Genomic DNA, 16,467 nt, shown 5'->3' on the forward strand with positions numbered 1-16,467 from the left:
CGCCGGGCGCCGGGACATGAGGCGTTTGACGCAGATGCGGAGCGGCCACCCGCCGGAATGATAAGCGCGGGCTTTACCATCACCCTTATCCCGCCGGTGAGCATCGCTGCCTAGACCGGCGGGATGACGATCCGCCGCATGCGCCTTCTGCCGACGCTGCTCGCCGCCTGCGCCGCGTCCACGCCGCTCGCCGCGCAGGTGCGCATCGTCGTCGACGGGCAGGTGCAGGAGGTGCCGGACGGCGTGGTCCGCACGATCACCGTCCGCCCCGGCGGCGCGCGCACCGTGCGCGACACGCCGTTCCGCGGCGAAGCCATGCCGGGATCGGCCACGATCACCACCACCGAGACGATCGACGAGGATGCGCGCGGCCGCACGATCAGCCGCACCGTCGTGACGCGGATCGAGCCGGTCGTCGCCATCGCCTATGCCCGCCCCACGCGTCCGGCTCCGCTGCCGCCACGCCCGGCGCCGCGCCTGCAACTCGACGCCGAGGCGCTTGGGCTGGCGGTGCAGGACGCGCCCGCGCCGGTGCGCATTCCCCGCGATCCGGCGACCGGCCACTTCGTCGCCACGATCCGGATCAACGGCGTGCCGGTGCGCGCGATCGTCGATACCGGCGCCGCCAACACGATCCTTTCCGCGCGCGATGCGTGGGCCACGGGTGCTGCGGAGGATGTGATCGGCAATCGCCGCATGATCGGCATCGGCGGGCTGACGGTGCTGGATGTGGCGCGGTTGCGCTCGTTCGAGATCGCCGGCCAGCAGTTCGGCGGCATATCGGCGGCGATCGGCCAGCAGGGGCTCGATTACACGCTGCTGGGGCAGACCGAGCTTGTTCGCCTGGGCCGCATCGTGATCGAGGATGGCGTGATGACGATCAGCCCGCACGCGCAGCAGGTCGCCGCCCGCTGAGCGGCGGCACGGGCATTCAGATCCAGCTCGGCATCATCGTGATCGCCACGACCGCGAAGATCGAGGCGCAGAGCGCCGCTTCCATCGCCTTCATCCGGCCCGGCCTGCCGGCCACCATCCTGTCCGAAAACGTCCGCATCGATCCACCGCTTTCCTGATCGTGCGACCTGCATGACAGCGTCGCCTTCACCAACCTTCAAGCGGAACGGTAAACGCGCGGAAAAGTGCCCCGCGTGGTTGGTAATGCTTGTCTAACCATTGATGGTTAACCTTGCCGTGATGAAACATTGCGACGTTCGCGCCGAAACCGCCACGCCCGCCGGATCGCCGGTGCGCATCCTGTTCGTCGCCACGATCCTCACCGGGTCGCTGCTGCTGTTCCTGGTGCAGCCGATGGTCGCGCGGATGGCGCTGCCCCGCCTGGGCGGCGCGCCGGCGGTGTGGAACAGCGCGATGCTCGTCTACCAGGCGCTGCTGCTCGGCGGCTATGCCTATGCCCACGCGCTCGGCCGGCTGACGCCCGGACGGCAGGCGCTGGTGCATGTCGGGCTGATGCTGGCCGCCGCCTGCTGGCTGCCGATCGGCCTGGCCCGCATCGAGATGCCGGCGGGCGTCACCCCGGCCTTGTGGGTGCCGTGGCTGCTGTCGCTCTCGATCGGGCCGCTGTTCTTCGTGGTCGCGGCGCAGGCGCCGCTGATCCAGCGATGGTTCGCCCTGCGCTTCCCCGGCGCCAACCCCTATTCGCTCTACGCGGCGTCCAATCTCGGCAGCTTCGGCGGCCTGCTCGCCTACCCCCTGCTCGTCGAGCCGACCTTGACGGTGGCGCATCAGAGCCTGCTGTGGACGCTCGGCTACGCCGCACTAGTGGCGCTCGTCCTCGCCTGCTGCGCCACCCGCCGCACGACCGGGCATCAGCCAGACCTTGCCGGCGACGCGGTTGCCGCGTCGCCGCCGCCCTCGCTGCGCGATCGCGCGCGCTGGGTGGCGCTGGCGGCCGTGCCGTCCGGGCTCATGCTGTCCACCACGACGCATCTGACGACCGACATCGTCGCCATGCCGCTGATCTGGGTGGTGCCGCTCGGCCTCTACCTGCTCAGCTTCTCGGTCGCCTTCGCCGCGCGGGATCGGGTGCCGCTGGGCATCGCCCGCACCTTTCCGGTCATGCTGGTGGCCGGCGCGCAGACGGCGTTCGCCAACGCCGCCGCCTACCCGCTCCTCTCCGCCGCGACGAACCTGGCGCTGCTGTTCGTCGTCGCCGTGACGCTGCATCGGGAGATGTACCGCACCCGTCCCGGCACCGCGCACCTCACCGGCTTCTACCTGGCGATGTCGGTCGGCGGCGTGGTGGGCGGGCTGTTCTGTGCGCTCGCGGCGCCCCTGCTGTTCGACTGGGCGTATGAGCATCCGCTGCTGATCGTCGCGGCGGCGCTGCTGATGCCGCAGGCCTCGCTGTTCGGCTGGCTCGCCCGGCTGCGGGCCGATCCGGAACGGGCGGCGCGGCTCACGCGCTGGCTGGGCCTCGCCACCGGCCTGCTGGCGCTCGCCGCCGGCGGCTTCCTGGGCGGCGATCCGTCGCCGGGCATCGCGCTGGCGATCATCGGCCTGCTCGCCTCTGCCGCCTTCGTCGCGGTGGGCCGCCGGGCGCTGTTCGGTCTCGCGATCGTCGCCGTGATGCTGGCGAGCGGCGGCTGGCAGACGATGCTGCAGTCGTTCGTCTCCGGCAAGCGTGTGCGCAGCTACTACGGCATCTACACCGTCGCCGATCAGGCGGACGCCACCCGCATCCTGATCCACGGCACCACCACCCACGGCGTGCAGCGCACGGCACCGGGGCACGAGCGGGATGCCACCAGCTACTATGCGCCGCTCTCCGGCGTGGGCCTGGCGATGACGGCGGCGCCCGCGCTGTTCGGCCCTTCGGCGCGGATCGGCGTCGTCGGGCTCGGCGCCGGCACGCTCGCCTGCTACGCGCGGCCGGGGCAGGACTGGCGCTTCTACGAGATCGATCCGGCGGTCGTCGCGATCGCCCGCGATCCGCGCCGCTTCACCTTCCTCTCGCGCTGCACGCCCGGCGTGCCGATCGAGATCGGCGACGCGCGGCTCAGCCTGTCGCGCGCGCCGGCCGGCGGGCTGGACCTGCTGGTGGTCGATGCCTTCTCGTCGGATTCGGTGCCGATGCACCTGCTCACGCGCGAGGCGCTGGGCGTCTATCGCCGCGCGCTGGCCCCCGGCGGGCTGCTGATGGTCCACATCTCGAACCGCTTCTTCGATCTGGAGCCGGTGCTCGCCGCCGCCGCGCGGGCGGACGGGCTGGCCGCAGCGCTGCGCGACTACACGCCGGACGCGCGCGCCGCGAAGGCGGCCGCCGCCCGCTCGATCTGGGTGGCGCTCTCGCCCGATCCACGCACCCTGGCCCGCCTCACCGCCGGACGCGCGGACGGCTGGCGGCCGCTCGTCGACCGGCCGGGTTTCCGCGCGTGGAGCGACGATTACGGATCCGTCCTGCCCGTCCTGCGCGGGCTGCGCTGACACGGATGCGCCTGCCCGAACCGTGATCGTCGCGCCGGCCGCATCGTAATCGCCGCGGCCTTCGACATTGGTCGAAGTCCGCGAAGGGACCGCTCGCGATCGGTGCGGCGGCGGCCAAGTCACGCCCGTGACTTAACATTTCCTTCAGCGCGGCGTGGCAGAAGCGTGCGACCCTGGTCTCTCACGCGGTGTTCGGGAAACGGTGTTGCTCAAAATCTATACCTGTCTCGCGACCCAGCACGATTTGCGGCTGGTGCTGCTCGCCGGGGCGATCTGCCTGTTCGCCTCGCTCACCGCCTTCACCCTCGCGGGGCACCTGCGGACGGCTTCGTGCCGTCGCCGGCTGCGGTGGATCGTCGCCTTGTCCTTCGTCGCCGGATCGGGCGTGTGGGCGACGCACTTCATCGCGATGCTCGCCTACGAACCGGGCCTGCCCACCGCTTACTCGCCGGACTACACGATCGTCTCGGTGCTGATCGCGATCGCGATGAGCGCCGCCGCCTTCACCCGCCGCACGGTGCTGGGGCGCACGCTGCTGATGACGGCCGGCATCGCAATGATGCACTTCATCGGCATGGCCGCGCTGGAGACGACCGGCCGGGTCATCTACGAGGGCGGCCTCGCCGCCGTCGCCATCCTGCTCGGCGGCGTGCTGGTCGGCTGCGCCATGCTGCGGTTCCAGCGTTCGGATGGCGGCATCGCCGTGCAGCCGGCTGTGCTGTTCACCCTCGCCGTCTGCACGATCCACTTCGGCGCGATGGCGGCGGCCACCGTGCTTCCCGACAACACCGCCACGATCGATGCCGGCGCGATCAGCTCCAGCGGCCTCGCCACCGCCGTCACCTCGCTGATCGTCGCCCTGCTCGCCGTCGCCTTCGCCACCGTGCTGGCGGACAGCCGCCTGGCCAAGAGCGCGCTGCAGGAGGCGGAGCGGCTGAAGCACTTCACGGATTGCTCGCTGGAAGGGCTGCTGATCCTGGACGGCGACGAGGTCGTCGATGCGAACAGCATCTTCTGGACGATGGCGCGGTTCGATCCGGCGGCCCCGCCGCACGGTCTGCGCGTGGCGCAGGTGCTGCCCGGCCACCGCGCGAGCCACGCCGCCGCGGCCGGTAGCGGCTTCGTCGAGGCGGCGCTTCGCCGCGGTGACGGCACGACGATGGACGTGGAGACCGCCTCGCGCGGCGGCACGATGGCCGGCGAGCGGCGCGAGATGATCGTCGTGCGCGACATCAGCGATCGCAAGGCCGCCGCCGCCCGCATCGCCCATCTCGCCAGCCACGATCCGCTGACGGGCGCGGCCAACCGGCTCACCTTCACCGCCGCCGTCGATCGCGCGATCGCTACGTCGGGCCGCGACCATCCGGCGGTGATGCTGTGCCTCGATCTCGATCGCTTCAAGGCGGTCAACGATCTCTACGGCCATCCGGCGGGCGATGCCGTGCTGATCGAGGCGACCCGCCGAATCCAGGGCTGCCTGGAGGACGGCGACACGCTGGCCCGGCTGGGCGGCGACGAGTTCGCCATCATCCGCCCGGCCAGCGGCGGGCCGCAGCATGCCGGCCTGCTCGCCGAGCGCATCATCGATCGCCTGGCGGAACGCTTCCCCGTGGGCGAGATGGCGGCCACGATCGGCACCAGCATCGGCATCGCCTTCTACCCGACCGACGCGGAGACCGGCGAGGATCTGCACAAGAAGGCCGATCTCGCGCTCTACCGCGCTAAGGCGCAGGGGCGCGGCGCCTTCCACTTCTTCGACGACAGCATGGATCAGCAGATCGTCGAGCGGCACCGCCTGGAAGCCGATCTGCGCGAGGCGATCGAGCGGCGGCAGCTGGACCTGCACTTCCAGCCGCTCGCGAGCCTGGAGACGGGCGAGATCGTCGGCTTCGAGGCGCTGCTGCGCTGGAACCATCCGCAGCGCGGCGCCGTATCGCCGAGCGTGTTCATCCCGCTGGCCGAGGAGACCGGCCTGATCGTGCCGATCGGCGAGTGGGTGCTCCGCCGCGCCTGCCGCGAGGCGGCGAGCTGGCAGCAGCCGCTAAAGATCGCGGTCAACCTCTCGCCCGTGCAGTTCGCCATCGGCGATATCGCCACGCTGATCGAGACGGTGCTGCGCGAGAGCCGGCTCGATCCGTGCCGGCTGGATCTTGAGATAACCGAGGGCCTGCTGATCAAGGATGCGGACAAGGCGCTGGCCGTGCTGCACCGGCTGAAGGCGCTGGGCTGCCAGATCGCGATGGACGATTTCGGCACCGGCTATTCCTCGCTCAGCTACTTCCGCCAGTTCCCGTTCGACAAGGTGAAGATCGACCAGTCGTTCGTGCGCGACATGGCGGACAATCCGCAGGCGCTGGCGATCGTGAAGGCGGTGATCGGCCTCGGCCGCGGCCTCGGCATGTCGGTGCTGGCCGAGGGCGTGGAGACGGCCGCGCAGATGCACCTCCTCCAGCAGGAGGGTTGCGAGCAGATGCAGGGCTATCTGATCAGCCGGCCGCAGCCGATCCGCTTCTTCGAATCAGTCGTGATCGATCATGTGAAGCCGGCGCTGCGCGACGACGGCGCCATCGCCGCCTGATCGCCGCCCCGCCGGGCGCGCCGTCAGTTCGGATTGTCGGTCGTGCCGCCGCTCTGCGATGGGCCGCCGGCCCCGCCCACCCGGCCGATATTGCCGAACAGCTCGCGGAAGAAGCCGCGATTGCGGCCGAGCGTCGGCGTCTTGTCGCCATCGGGCGAGATGCTGACCACCTTCTCCATGCCGCCCTTCTGCACCGATACCACGTTGCCGGCCGCGTCGAACTTCACCGCCAGGATCGTCTGCGCGACGGGCTTGGGCCGGCTGAAGGCGAACTGCCGCGTGTCGCGCGACACATAATACCAGCTGCGGTCGCCGTCGAACTCGCCGGCGAAGCTCGGCCGGCCGAGCGTCTTGGCGACGGAATCGCGATTGTCGATGCCGGGCTGCACCGTATCGATCAGCGTGCTGTCGACGACATAGCCCTTGTGGTCGCGGATGCGCGCGCAGCCGGCGGTGATCGCCAGCGCGCCGCCGGCCAGCACGATCGTCGCGATACGAGCAGGCGAAGGGCGGGCGGACGAGGGGCGGGCGGAGGAGGAACGGCGCGCCGATCGGCCGGAACGGGAAGCGGGCATCCGTGCAATCTCCTCAACACGGCCGGCAAGGCCGCAACACGGCTCCGCAAACCCGTTGCATCGGGAGCCGGCCGCCTCAATATGCGGGGAGACCATGCCGACGCAAGCGCGGCGAACATCGCGTGAGGCGCCCCTTGTCCATCTTCCGTCGGTTCTTCAGCGGCAGCGATCTGCGCGCACCGCTCCGGCCGCTCTACGCCGCCATCGTCGCCAGGGGCCGCGACCCCGCCTGGTATCGCGACGGCGCGGTGCCCGACACGCTGGACGGCCGGTTCGACATGATCGCGGCGATGCTCGCCCTCGTGCTCATCCGGCTGGAAGCCGCCGGCGCGCCGGCGCGCGAGCCGTCGACGCTGCTGACCGAGCTGTTCGTCGACGACATGGACGGGCAGCTGCGCCAGGCCGGCATCGGCGACGTGGTGGTCGGCAAGCATATCGGCAAGATGATGAGCGCGCTCGGCGGCCGCATCACGGCCTATCGCGCGGCGCTGGCCGGTGCGGAGGATCTGCCCGCGGCGCTCACTCGCAACCTCTATCGCGGCGCGGCGCCGGCGCCCGATGCGCTCGCCCTGGTCGCCGGGCGGATGCGCGCGTTCCACCGGCAGCTGGCCGACACGCCCGCCGACACGATCATCGCGGGCGACCTGCCGTGACGGCGGCGGCCAGCGAGTTCCCGCGCCCGGTGCGGATCGACACGATCGGTGAGGCGGAGCGCGCCATCACCGTCACGGCCGACGAGGCGGAGCGCGCGGCCCTCGCCCGCCGCTTCGATCTCGTCGCGATCGATCGCCTCTCGGCCGAGATACGCGTGCGGCGTGCGGGCGAGATCGTCCACGCCGAGGGCGTCGTCTCTGCCGCCGTCACCCAGTCCTGCGTGGCGACGGGCGCGCCGCTTGCCGCCACGCTCGCCGTGCCGCTCGAGCTGCGCTTCGTGCCGGAGCCGTTCGCCGCCGCGCAGGACGAGATCGAGCTCGACGCCGCCGATTGCGACACCGTCGGCTACGATGGCGGCGCGATCGACGTGGGCGAGGCTGCGGCCGAGACGCTCTACCTCGCGCTCGATCCCTTTCCCCGCGCGCACGATGCCGATGCCGTGCTGAAGGCGGCCGGCGTGATCGCCGAGGAGGATGCCGGCCCCTTCGCCGCGCTGAAGGGCCTGCGCGACCGCCTGGGAGAGTGAGGACGACGCGCCGACCCGCGTGGATCTATCGCCGCAGCAGCGCGATCAGCACGGGATCGCGGGTCGCCGCCGGATCGGCGCGGATCGCCGCCTCCTCCCGCCCGATGACGCGGAAGATGCCGTCGGCCGCCTGCTCGGCGACCGTGCGGCCAAGCTCCAGATAGTCGATGCCGGTCTGCTCGGCGGCGGCGGCGCTCAGCGCGCTCAGCAGGTCGGAGCGGAGCAGGCCGGCCAGCTCCGGCACCATCACCTCGACGACATGGCCGCCGATGCGCTGGTGCAGCAGGTCGGTCGCCGCCTGCGGGCCGCCGCGCAGCGTGCGCACCGCATCGGCGGTGAACATGCCGCGGATCGACTCGAGCACGTAGGGGGCTGCCCGCTGCGCCGCGCGCCCGGCGACATCGTTGAGCGCGAGCGACACGCGCCGCCGCACCGCCTCGCTGCGCAGGAAGGCGCCGAAGATCGCGTTCAGCCTGCCCGGCCCGCCGGCGCCGATCGCATCGGGCGGCGAGATGCGGGCGAGCTGATCCTCGTAGAAGCCGCCGGGTTGCAGCAGACGGCCGAACGCGCGCTGGGTGGAGAGCGTCAGCAGCCGCCGCACGCCCTCGTCCAGGCTGTAGCCGCCGGGGCCGGCGGCGCAGCCGGCCAGCGCGGCCAGCGGCAGCAGCGCGCCCCAGCCGATCAGCCGGCGGCGATCGATCGTCGCGATGTCCATGCCGCCCCTTTCCGCCCGCATCCGCTAACCCGCGATGAACGGCGGGCTCAGCCCAGGTCGGATTCGTGCTCCTCCACGGTGAACATGCGGTTCTTCGCGCGATCGAACACGCGCTCCTCGTCCTCGGAAATCTCGGCCGCGATCTCCGGCGCGGCGAGCGAGGCCATCGTCGTCTCGAACGTCTCGCGATCGGGGAACCAGATCTCCATAACCACGTCATGCTCCGGCTCGATCACCTCGCCGGTCAGCGGATTGGGGAAGGAATGGAGGAAGCGGCGCACGTAGCGGGTGGCGCTGCCGCGCAGATATTTCTCGCCGATCACGCGGTGACGCGTCTCGTAATAGTCGATGAACTCGGCCATCGTCAGGCCGGGCCGCCGCTTCAGCAGCGTGATCGTCTTGAACATGTCTCTCTCCTGCGCTCGTCGATGCGAGAGGCATGCCCGCTGTCGCCGCCAGGAGCGACTAGCGCCTTCGTCAGGCCGCGATCGCCTCCGCCCGCGTGGGCCACGCCTTCGCGTCCACCTCGGGCAGCGCCGCCAGGCCGGCCGCGTCCAGCGGCACGACGAAGCCCGCGTCACGCACGCGCAGGTCCGACCAGGCGATGGCGTGCAGCCGTTCGCCGACACCGCCGACGCCACCTTCCGCCACCATCAGATAGGCTATGCGGCCGCCGTCGCACTCCGCCATGGCGCCGATCGCCTGGCCGATCGTCTCGCCGCCCTGCCCGATCACCGCCCGCCCGGCGATCTCGCCGATCGGGAACAGCGCCGGGCTGGCGCGCGTCTCGCTGCGATCCTTTGCCGCCTGCGCGCCATCGCCATATTTCGCCTCGCGGCCCAGCCAGCGCCAGATGCCGACGAGGTTGACGATCGTGAGGAAGCCGTTCGCCCAGAGCAGGTTCGCCTGCCCCGTGACGATCGCGACGATGCTCCACGCGATCGACCCGACGGTGAAGACGACGAAGCCCCAGCCGGTGATGCGCGGGCCGAGATTGGCCGCGGTCATCATCGCCGCGATCATCGTGGCGATCGGTGCGATCCATCCGGCGATATCTTCCACGGGCATTCTCCTAGCGCCAGCGCGCCAGGTCGCGGCGCGTGTCGATGTCCGCCGAACGGTGCCCGACCGTTCCGATCCAGCGCGTTCCGCCGGCGATCAACGCGCCAAGGCCGCGATCGCCCTGCAGGCGTGCGACGATTTCCCGCGACGGGCGGCGCATCACCACGGGATGACCCGGCCCCGCTCGATCCCGTGGCCGCACCGCGACGGTGCCTGGGCGGAGCGCGCGGGCGAGCCGGAAGGTCAGGCCCGGCGGCACGACCGGCACGTCGCCGAGAAACAGGAACACCGTCCGCTCGGCCGGGCGGAGCGCGGCGAGGCCGGCGCGCAGGCTCTCGCCGACACCCTTTGCATGATGTCGGGCATGGACGATCGAGACGCGCGGGCCGCGCGCGGCGGCGGCCACCCGCGCCCGATCACGACCGACAACGACGATGACACGTCCCGCAGGCGCTGCCCGCGCTGCGGCCACGGCATGTTGCACGATCGGCCGGCCACGCAGCGGTGCCAGCAGCTTGTTGCCGCCGACGAACCGGCGCGAACCACCTGCGGAGAGAACCAGCGCGACGCGCATGCGGGACCGCACGACCTCCATATAATTGCCCCAAAAGGAAAGGCGCCGCTCCGGTAGACCGGAACGGCGCCTCCGCGACCCTGTAGGGTAATCAGAGCTTGTTGATGGCGCCCTTGACGTCGCCCTTGGCGCCCTGCAGGTCGCCCTTGGCTTCCTGCGCGTCGCCCTCCGCCTTGATGTCCGGCCGATCCATCGCGTCGCCTACCGCGCGCTTCACCTTGCCGATGGCCTCGTTGGCGGCGCCCGCCGCCTTGTCTGCGAATTCACCCATGAGTGGCTCCTTGCCTGGGGGCAGATACGCAACGATGCGTCGCACCTGCTTGGACTGAATAACGAGATTGGCTTCGCTAGGTTCCACGGCGGCGGGTGACGTCTAACGACCCTTTGCAGCGCGGCTGACCGACGCTATCGCGACTGCCATGATCTACGAACTCGTCGAAATCCACGTCATCGCCGGCCAGGAGGAGGCGTTCGTCGCCGCCGTGCAGGAGGCTGCGCCGCTGTTCCGCAACGCCAAGGGCTGCCACGGCTTCGCCCTGAAGCGATCGATCGAGGCGCCGGACCTGTTCCGCCTGCTCGTCCGGTGGGATTCGGTGGACGATCACATGGTCGGCTTCCGCAACTCCCCCGCCTTCGCCGAGTGGCGCCGGCTGGCCGGCCCCCATTTCGCCCGCCCGCCGCACGTCGAGCACATGGCGGTCGTCGCGGAAGCGTGAGACGTTCCAGGGCGGGCGCGAAGAGCGTCCGCCCGGCCTAGATCAGCCCGGCCAGCGGGCTCGACGGATCGGCGTACATGCGCCGTCCCATGCGCCCGGCGCGATAGGCCAGGCGGCCGCTCTCGACCGCCGCCTTCATCGCCCGCGCCATCATGATCGGATCCTTCGCCTCGGCGATGGCGGTGTTCATCAGCACGCCGTCGCAGCCGAGCTCCATCGCCGCCGCCGCGTCAGACGCAGTGCCGACGCCCGCATCGACGAGCACCGGCACCCCGGCGCCCTCCACGATCAGCCGGATCATCACCGGATTCTGGAGGCCCAGGCCGGAGCCGATCGGCGCGCCCAGCGGCATGATCGCCACGGCGCCGGCCTCCTCCAGCCGGCGGGCGGCGATCGGATCGTCGGCGCAGTAGACCATCGGCTCGAAACCCTCATTCGCCAGGATCTCGGTGGCGCGCAGCGTCTCGATCATGTCGGGATAGAGCGTCTTCGCCTCGCCCAGCACCTCCAGCTTCACCAGCGTCCAGCCGCCCGCCTCGCGCGCCAGCCGCAGGGTGCGGATCGCCTCGTCGGCGGTGAAGCAGCCGGCGGTGTTGGGCAAATAGGTAATCCTGGCGGGATCGATGAAATCGGTCAGCATCGGCGCCTTCGGGTCGGCGATGTTCACCCGCCGCACCGCCACCGTGACGATCTCGGCGCCGGACGCGGCGACGGCGGCGGCGTTCTGCGCGAAATCCTTATACTTGCCGGTGCCGACGATCAGGCGCGAACGGAAGTGCCGGCCGGCCACGCTCCAGCCGTCCTCGGCGACGGCGCCGGCATGGTCGCCGCCGCCGACGAAGTGGACGATCTCCAGCTCGTCGCCATCCTCCACCAGCACGCCGGCCAGGGTCGATCGGGGCACCACCTCCAGGTTGCGCTCCACCGCCACCTTGGCCGGCTCCAGCCCAAGCTCGGCGGCGAGTTCCGCCAGGGTGATGCCCTGCGACACGCGGCGATGCTCGCCGTTCACGCGGATGCTGATCGTGCCGTCGGTCGTCAATGCGGGTCTCCCGTTCGTGGCTTCCATCTAGGCGCGGCTTGGCGATATGCCAATCGCGGGCCTATCGCTGCCCGGCACTTGCAACAGGAGCATCGTGGGCATGGCCGACACCGTCTTCGTCCTGAACGGGCCGAACCTGAACCTGCTCGGCCTGCGCGAGCCCGAGATATACGGCCACGACACGCTGGACGACATCGCCGACGGGCTGCACGATCAGGCGCTGGCGCTGGATCTGACGATCGACCTGCGCCAGTCCAACCACGAAGGCCATCTGATCGACTGGCTGCACGAGGCGAACGCGCTGCCGGTGAAGGCCGTGCTGCTGAACGCGGGCGGCCTTACCCACACGTCGGTGGCGCTGCACGACGCGATCAAGTCGATCACCGTGCCGGTCATCGAGGTGCACCTCTCCAATCCGCATCGGCGCGAAGACTTCCGCCACAGGAGCTATGTCGGCATGGCCGCCAAAGGCACGATCGCCGGCTTCGGCCGCCTCTCCTACGCGCTCGCGCTGGACGCGGCGGCCAAGCTCTGACATGGCGCGGCCAATTCCGAAGGAGGGTCTGCATGACCGAAACGAATAGCGGCGCGATGCAGGTCGATCCCGCGCTCGTCCGCCAGCTCGCCGAGCTGCTCGACGAAACCCACCTGACCGAGATCGAGGTGCAGGATGGCGACCGCCGCATCCGCGTGGCCCGCAAGGCCGCGACGGTGCAGGCGGCGACCTACGCCGCGCCGGCCGCACCCGCGCCGGCCACCACCACGGCGCCGGCGCCGGCACCGGCCGCCGCTCCCGCCGTCGATCCGGCGGATCATCCCGGCACGGTGAAGTCGCCGATGGTCGGCACCGCCTACATGTCCGCGCAGCCCGGCGCCAAGCCGTTCGTGACGCCGGGGCAGACGGTGGCGGCCGGCGACACGCTGCTGATCGTCGAGGCGATGAAGGTGATGAACCCCATCCTCTCCCCGCGCGCCGGCACCGTGACCGCCTTGTTCGTCGAGAACGGCCAGCCGGTCGAGTTCGACCAGCCGCTCGTCGTCGTCGAGTAGACCCGTGGATATCCGCAAGGTTCTGATCGCCAATCGCGGCGAGATCGCGCTGCGCATCCATCGCGCCTGCCGCGAGATGGGGATCGAGACGGTGGCGGTCCATTCCACCGCCGATGCCGATGCCATGCACGTGCGGCTGGCGGACCAGGCCGTCTGCATCGGCCCGCCGCCGGCGGCCGAGAGCTACCTCAACATCCCCAACATCATCGCCGCCGCCGAGATCTCGGGCGCCGACGCGATCCACCCCGGCTACGGCTTCCTCAGCGAGAATGCGCGCTTCGCCGAGATCGTCGAGAGCCACAACCTCATCTGGATCGGCCCCAAGCCCGAGCATATCCGCACGATGGGCGACAAGATCGAGGCCAAGCTGACGGCCGGCCGCCTCGGCCTGCCGCTGGTGCCCGGATCGGACGGCGCGCTGGCGGACCTCGACGCGGCGAAGGCGCTCGCCGCCGATATCGGCTATCCGGTGCTCATCAAGGCGGCATCGGGCGGCGGCGGCCGCGGCATGAAGGTGGTGCCGGACGAGAGCCAGCTGGAAACGCTGATGGCGCAGGCCGGCAACGAGGCGAAGTCGGCCTTCGGCGACGCGACCGTCTACATGGAGAAATATCTCGGCAACCCGCGCCATATCGAGTTCCAGATCTTCGGCGACGGCGCGGGCAATGCCATCCACCTGGGCGAGCGCGACTGCTCGCTCCAGCGCCGTCACCAGAAGGTGCTGGAGGAGGCGCCGTCGCCGGTGATCTCGGCGGCTCAGCGCGCCGGGATGGGCGGGATCGTGGCGAAGGCGATGGCCGACATGGGCTATCGCGGCGCCGGCACGATCGAGTTCCTTTACGAGAATGGCGAATTCTACTTCATCGAGATGAACACCCGCCTGCAGGTGGAGCATCCGGTGACGGAGGCGATCACCGGCCTCGATCTCGTGCGCGAGCAGATCCGCATCGCCGAGGGCAAGCCGCTGACCCTGCGGCAGGAGGATGTCGAGTTTCGCGGCCACGCGATCGAGTGCCGCATCAACGCCGAGGATCCGCGCACCTTCGCGCCTTCGCCGGGGCTGGTGAAGGGCTTCCACGCGCCGGGCGGCATGCATGTGCGGGTGGATAGCGGGCTCTACGCCGGCTACCGCGTGCCGCCTTATTACGACAGCATGATCGCCAAGCTGATCGTCTACGGCACCAGCCGCGCCGGCGCCCTGCGCCGCCTGAAACGCGCGCTGGAGGAGTTCGTGATCGATGGCGTGAAGACGACAATTCCGCTTCATCAGGCGCTGCTCGACGATCCGGAGTTCCAGTCCGGCGACTATACGATCAAGTGGCTGGAGGAGTGGCTGGCCCGGCAGCAGGCGGCGGAAACGGCGGAGGCGTCGGCATGAAGGCGACGATCTGGCACAATCCGCGCTGCGGCACCTCGCGCAGGACGCTGGCGCTGCTGGAAGATGCCGGCGCCGACGTGACGGTGATCGACTATCTGAAGACGCCGCCCGCCGCCGAGACGCTGGCCGCCCTCTACGCCCGCGCCGGCCTCACCCCGCGCCAGGGGCTGCGGATGAAGCAGGATGGTGCCGGCGCCCTCGCCGATGCCGACGACGCGACGATCCTCGCCGCGATGGCCGCCGATCCGATCCTGATCGAGCGCCCGCTGGTGGAGACGGAGAAGGGCGTCCGCCTGTGCCGGCCGATGGAGACGGTGCGGGAGATACTGTAGCCGGGCACGGCCAACCCGTCGCTCCAGCCAAGGCGTGCGGTCGGCCCTGCTCCGCCGCGACCTCGTCTATATGGCGATTGATTTGCGGCGGCGCGTTCATACACTGTCCACGTGTCGATGCTGGATCCCGACCTGCTGCTGCGCGCCTACTCCGTCGGCGTGTTCCCCATGGCGGACGGCCGCGCCGCGCCCGAAATCTTCTGGGTCGAGCCCAAGAAGCGGGGCATCCTGCCGCTGGAGAGCTTCAAGCTCTCCCGCTCGCTCGCCAAGACGATCCGGTCGGATCGGTTCCGGGTGACGGCGGACCACGCCTTCGCCCAAGTGGTCGCCGCCTGCGCCGCGCCGACCGAGCAGCGGCCGGATACCTGGATCAACCCGCAGATCGAGGCCGCCTACGCCGATCTCCACCGCCGCGGCCACGCCCACTCGGTCGAATGCTGGCAGGGTGAGGCGCTGGTCGGCGGCCTGTACGGCGTAAAGCTGGGCGCGGCCTTCTTCGGCGAGAGCATGTTCAGCCGCACGCGCGATGCCTCGAAGGTGGCGCTCGCCTGGCTTGTCGCGCGGCTGCGGGTCGGCGGGTTCCGCCTGCTCGACTGCCAGTTCATCACCGATCACCTCGCCTCGATGGGGGCGGTGGAGATCGGCCGGCAGCATTATGTCGGGTTGCTCGACGCGGCACTGGGGGTCGGCCCCTCGGTGGCGGCGGGCGCCTCCCCGGCCTCGGGCGCGGATTTCTTCGCGCTCGATCGCCTGGCAGCACCGGGCGCGGCAGCGGAGACGGTGTCCGGGCCGATATCCGGATGCTTCATCACGCAGCTCTTGGGCCAGACGTCGTAGAGGCCGCTCTCGACGACGTTGAGCGACGGCGATTCCTTGTAGAGCCAGCCCGAGAAGATCCGCCGCCACTTGTCGTCGCGCCCGCGCAGGTCCGCCTGCACGAAGGCGCCGGTCAGCTGCTCCTGCTCCCACGGGGCGGTCGTCTCGCAGGCGCGCAGGCGCACGATCACGTCGCCGACGCGGACGGACTGACCCGGCTTCAGCGTGATGTCCCGCGCGATGCCGTTGCGCTTGTTCAGCAGGCCCAGGGTGGCGACGCGATCCGCCATCGGCGTGGCCGCGCGCACCGCCGGCGGTTCGCGAGGGCCCTCGGCGCGGCGGGCCGGCGCGGGGGCGTCGGCATCCGGCGCGTCGCCATCCGGCGCGGGCGCCGCCGTCTCGTTCTCCGCCTGCAGGGCGAGCGCCGCCTGCCAGCCGCCGATGCCGAGCAGCGCCGCCAGCAGCGCCGCCGCTAGCGGCCGGTTCATTTGCCCGTGGCCGGCGTCTCGGCCAGCGTGCCGCCGCCGGCGGGCGCATCGCCGCCGGACTTGTTGATGAACTGGCCGATCATGCTCATCATGTCGATCGAGCCCTGCGTGTCGATGATCGTGTCGCCGTTCTTCAGCGGCGTCGTGTCGCCGCCCGGCACCAGCGCGATGAAGGTGCTGCCCAGCAGCCCCTCGGAGGTGATCGCCGCCGTGCTGTCCTTGGGGATCTTAAGCTTGGGATCGATCGCCAGGGTCACGTCCACCTGATAGCTGGCGGGATCGAGCGTCTGCGCGGCGACCGTGCCCACCTTCAGGCCGGCGACGCGCACGTCGGTGCCGATGTTCACGCCCGCCGCGTTCGGGAACAGCGCCTTCACGCGGATCGCGTCGGCCGGGCCGCCGCCGCCGGTGCGGCTCCAGGCGAAGGAGACGAACCATGCCGCCAGCAGCACGACGAGCAGGCCGATCAGCGCCTCTGCGCCGTTCTCGCGGATCAGCGTCTTCACAGGATATGGCC

19 protein-coding genes and 1 pseudogene are annotated in these 16,467 nt (G+C 70.7%); 11 read left to right on the top strand and 9 right to left on the bottom strand.

Annotated elements, in window-relative coordinates; translation table 11 throughout:
• The first annotated feature begins 123 nt into the window (after positions 1-123).
• The 3 genes from GNT64_RS11715 (at position 124) to GNT64_RS11725 (ending at position 6,022) form a co-directional block, all read left to right on the top strand.
• A complete protein-coding gene (locus tag GNT64_RS11715; RefSeq protein ID WP_156679683.1) occupies positions 124-915 on the top strand; it encodes a retropepsin-like aspartic protease family protein in 792 nt (263 codons plus the stop codon).
• Positions 916-1,194: 279 nt separating this feature from the next.
• The gene (locus tag GNT64_RS11720) at positions 1,195-3,444 is read left to right on the top strand and encodes a spermidine synthase (protein WP_156679684.1); all 2,250 of its coding nucleotides are present in this window, start codon (positions 1,195-1,197) and stop codon (positions 3,442-3,444) included.
• A 205-nt stretch (positions 3,445-3,649) separates the two neighbouring features.
• A complete protein-coding gene (locus tag GNT64_RS11725; RefSeq protein ID WP_156679685.1) occupies positions 3,650-6,022 on the top strand; it encodes a bifunctional diguanylate cyclase/phosphodiesterase in 2,373 nt (790 codons plus the stop codon).
• A 23-nt stretch (positions 6,023-6,045) separates the two neighbouring features.
• On the opposite strand, the gene GNT64_RS11730 is transcribed toward GNT64_RS11725, so the two are convergent.
• Positions 6,046-6,597: an outer membrane protein assembly factor BamE gene (locus GNT64_RS11730; protein WP_156679686.1), complete on the bottom strand. Its 552-nt coding sequence runs from the start codon at positions 6,595-6,597 to the stop codon at positions 6,046-6,048.
• A 134-nt stretch (positions 6,598-6,731) separates the two neighbouring features.
• On the opposite strand from GNT64_RS11730, the gene GNT64_RS11735 reads away from it, so the two are divergent.
• Both GNT64_RS11735 and GNT64_RS11740 read left to right on the top strand, forming a co-directional pair.
• Positions 6,732-7,250: a ubiquinol-cytochrome C chaperone family protein gene (locus tag GNT64_RS11735; RefSeq protein WP_156681587.1), complete on the top strand. Its 519-nt coding sequence runs from the start codon at positions 6,732-6,734 to the stop codon at positions 7,248-7,250.
• Complete coding sequence (locus tag GNT64_RS11740; RefSeq protein WP_156679687.1) at positions 7,247-7,777, top strand: YceD family protein; 531 nt, start codon at positions 7,247-7,249, stop codon at positions 7,775-7,777. Before GNT64_RS11735 ends, GNT64_RS11740 begins: the two co-directional genes overlap by 4 nt.
• Before the next feature lie 25 nt (positions 7,778-7,802).
• Here GNT64_RS11740 and GNT64_RS11745 read toward each other — a convergent pair whose 3' ends face one another.
• The 5 genes from GNT64_RS11745 to GNT64_RS11765 all read right to left on the bottom strand — a co-directional run bounded on the left by GNT64_RS11745 (position 7,803) and on the right by GNT64_RS11765 (position 10,399).
• On the bottom strand, positions 7,803-8,492 hold the full coding sequence (locus tag GNT64_RS11745) for a DUF4197 family protein (RefSeq protein WP_197276967.1): 690 nt from the start codon (positions 8,490-8,492) through the stop codon (positions 7,803-7,805).
• A 47-nt stretch (positions 8,493-8,539) separates the two neighbouring features.
• Entirely contained in the window at positions 8,540-8,899 is a 360-nt protein-coding gene (locus GNT64_RS11750; RefSeq protein ID WP_156679689.1) for an EthD domain-containing protein, read from the bottom strand.
• Positions 8,900-8,969: 70 nt separating this feature from the next.
• A complete protein-coding gene (locus GNT64_RS11755) occupies positions 8,970-9,554 on the bottom strand; it encodes a PRC-barrel domain-containing protein (RefSeq protein ID WP_156679690.1) in 585 nt (194 codons plus the stop codon).
• A 10-nt stretch (positions 9,555-9,564) separates the two neighbouring features.
• Positions 9,565-10,149, bottom strand: a complete 585-nt coding sequence (locus GNT64_RS11760; protein WP_156679691.1) for an NTP transferase domain-containing protein — start codon at positions 10,147-10,149, stop codon at positions 9,565-9,567.
• A 70-nt stretch (positions 10,150-10,219) separates the two neighbouring features.
• The gene (locus GNT64_RS11765; RefSeq protein WP_156679692.1) at positions 10,220-10,399 is read right to left on the bottom strand and encodes a CsbD family protein; all 180 of its coding nucleotides are present in this window, start codon (positions 10,397-10,399) and stop codon (positions 10,220-10,222) included.
• Positions 10,400-10,547: 148 nt separating this feature from the next.
• Here GNT64_RS11765 and GNT64_RS11770 point away from each other — a divergent pair, with 148 nt between their 5' ends.
• Positions 10,548-10,844 (top strand): antibiotic biosynthesis monooxygenase family protein, encoded by a 297-nt coding sequence (locus GNT64_RS11770; protein WP_156679693.1) that lies wholly within the window; start codon positions 10,548-10,550, stop codon positions 10,842-10,844.
• 37 nt (positions 10,845-10,881) lie between these two features.
• Here the strand turns inward: GNT64_RS11770 and thiS are convergent, their stop codons facing one another.
• Positions 10,882-11,886, bottom strand: a complete 1,005-nt coding sequence (gene thiS / locus GNT64_RS11775) for a sulfur carrier protein ThiS (protein WP_156679694.1) — start codon at positions 11,884-11,886, stop codon at positions 10,882-10,884.
• A gap of 100 nt (positions 11,887-11,986) precedes the next feature.
• On the opposite strand from thiS, the gene aroQ reads away from it, so the two are divergent.
• The 5 genes from aroQ to aat all read left to right on the top strand — a co-directional run bounded on the left by aroQ (position 11,987) and on the right by aat (position 15,483).
• A complete protein-coding gene (aroQ, locus tag GNT64_RS11780; protein ID WP_156679695.1) occupies positions 11,987-12,421 on the top strand; it encodes a type II 3-dehydroquinate dehydratase in 435 nt (144 codons plus the stop codon).
• A gap of 32 nt (positions 12,422-12,453) precedes the next feature.
• Complete coding sequence (accB, locus tag GNT64_RS11785; protein WP_197276969.1) at positions 12,454-12,936, top strand: acetyl-CoA carboxylase biotin carboxyl carrier protein; 483 nt, start codon at positions 12,454-12,456, stop codon at positions 12,934-12,936.
• Between the two features lie 4 nt (positions 12,937-12,940).
• A complete protein-coding gene (accC, locus tag GNT64_RS11790) occupies positions 12,941-14,314 on the top strand; it encodes an acetyl-CoA carboxylase biotin carboxylase subunit (protein WP_156679696.1) in 1,374 nt (457 codons plus the stop codon).
• Entirely contained in the window at positions 14,311-14,646 is a 336-nt protein-coding gene (locus tag GNT64_RS11795) for an arsenate reductase family protein (protein ID WP_156679697.1), read from the top strand. The genes accC and GNT64_RS11795 overlap by 4 nt, the downstream gene beginning before the upstream one ends.
• 111 nt (positions 14,647-14,757) lie before the next feature.
• Positions 14,758-15,483 (top strand): leucyl/phenylalanyl-tRNA--protein transferase, encoded by a 726-nt coding sequence (gene aat / locus GNT64_RS11800; protein ID WP_156679698.1) that lies wholly within the window; start codon positions 14,758-14,760, stop codon positions 15,481-15,483.
• Positions 15,484-15,518: 35 nt separating this feature from the next.
• Here the strand turns inward: aat and GNT64_RS22245 are convergent.
• Positions 15,519-15,950 (bottom strand): annotated as a pseudogene (locus tag GNT64_RS22245) (DUF2155 domain-containing protein); the annotation flags it as partial.
• Complete coding sequence (gene mlaD / locus GNT64_RS11810; protein WP_156679699.1) at positions 15,947-16,456, bottom strand: outer membrane lipid asymmetry maintenance protein MlaD; 510 nt, start codon at positions 16,454-16,456, stop codon at positions 15,947-15,949. The gene mlaD and the pseudogene GNT64_RS22245, both read right to left, overlap by 4 nt.
• Between the last annotated feature and the right edge of the window lie 11 nt (positions 16,457-16,467).

This window comes from Sphingomonas profundi, assembly GCF_009739515.1.
Taxonomy (GTDB): Bacteria; Pseudomonadota; Alphaproteobacteria; order Sphingomonadales; family Sphingomonadaceae; genus Alterirhizorhabdus; species Alterirhizorhabdus profundi.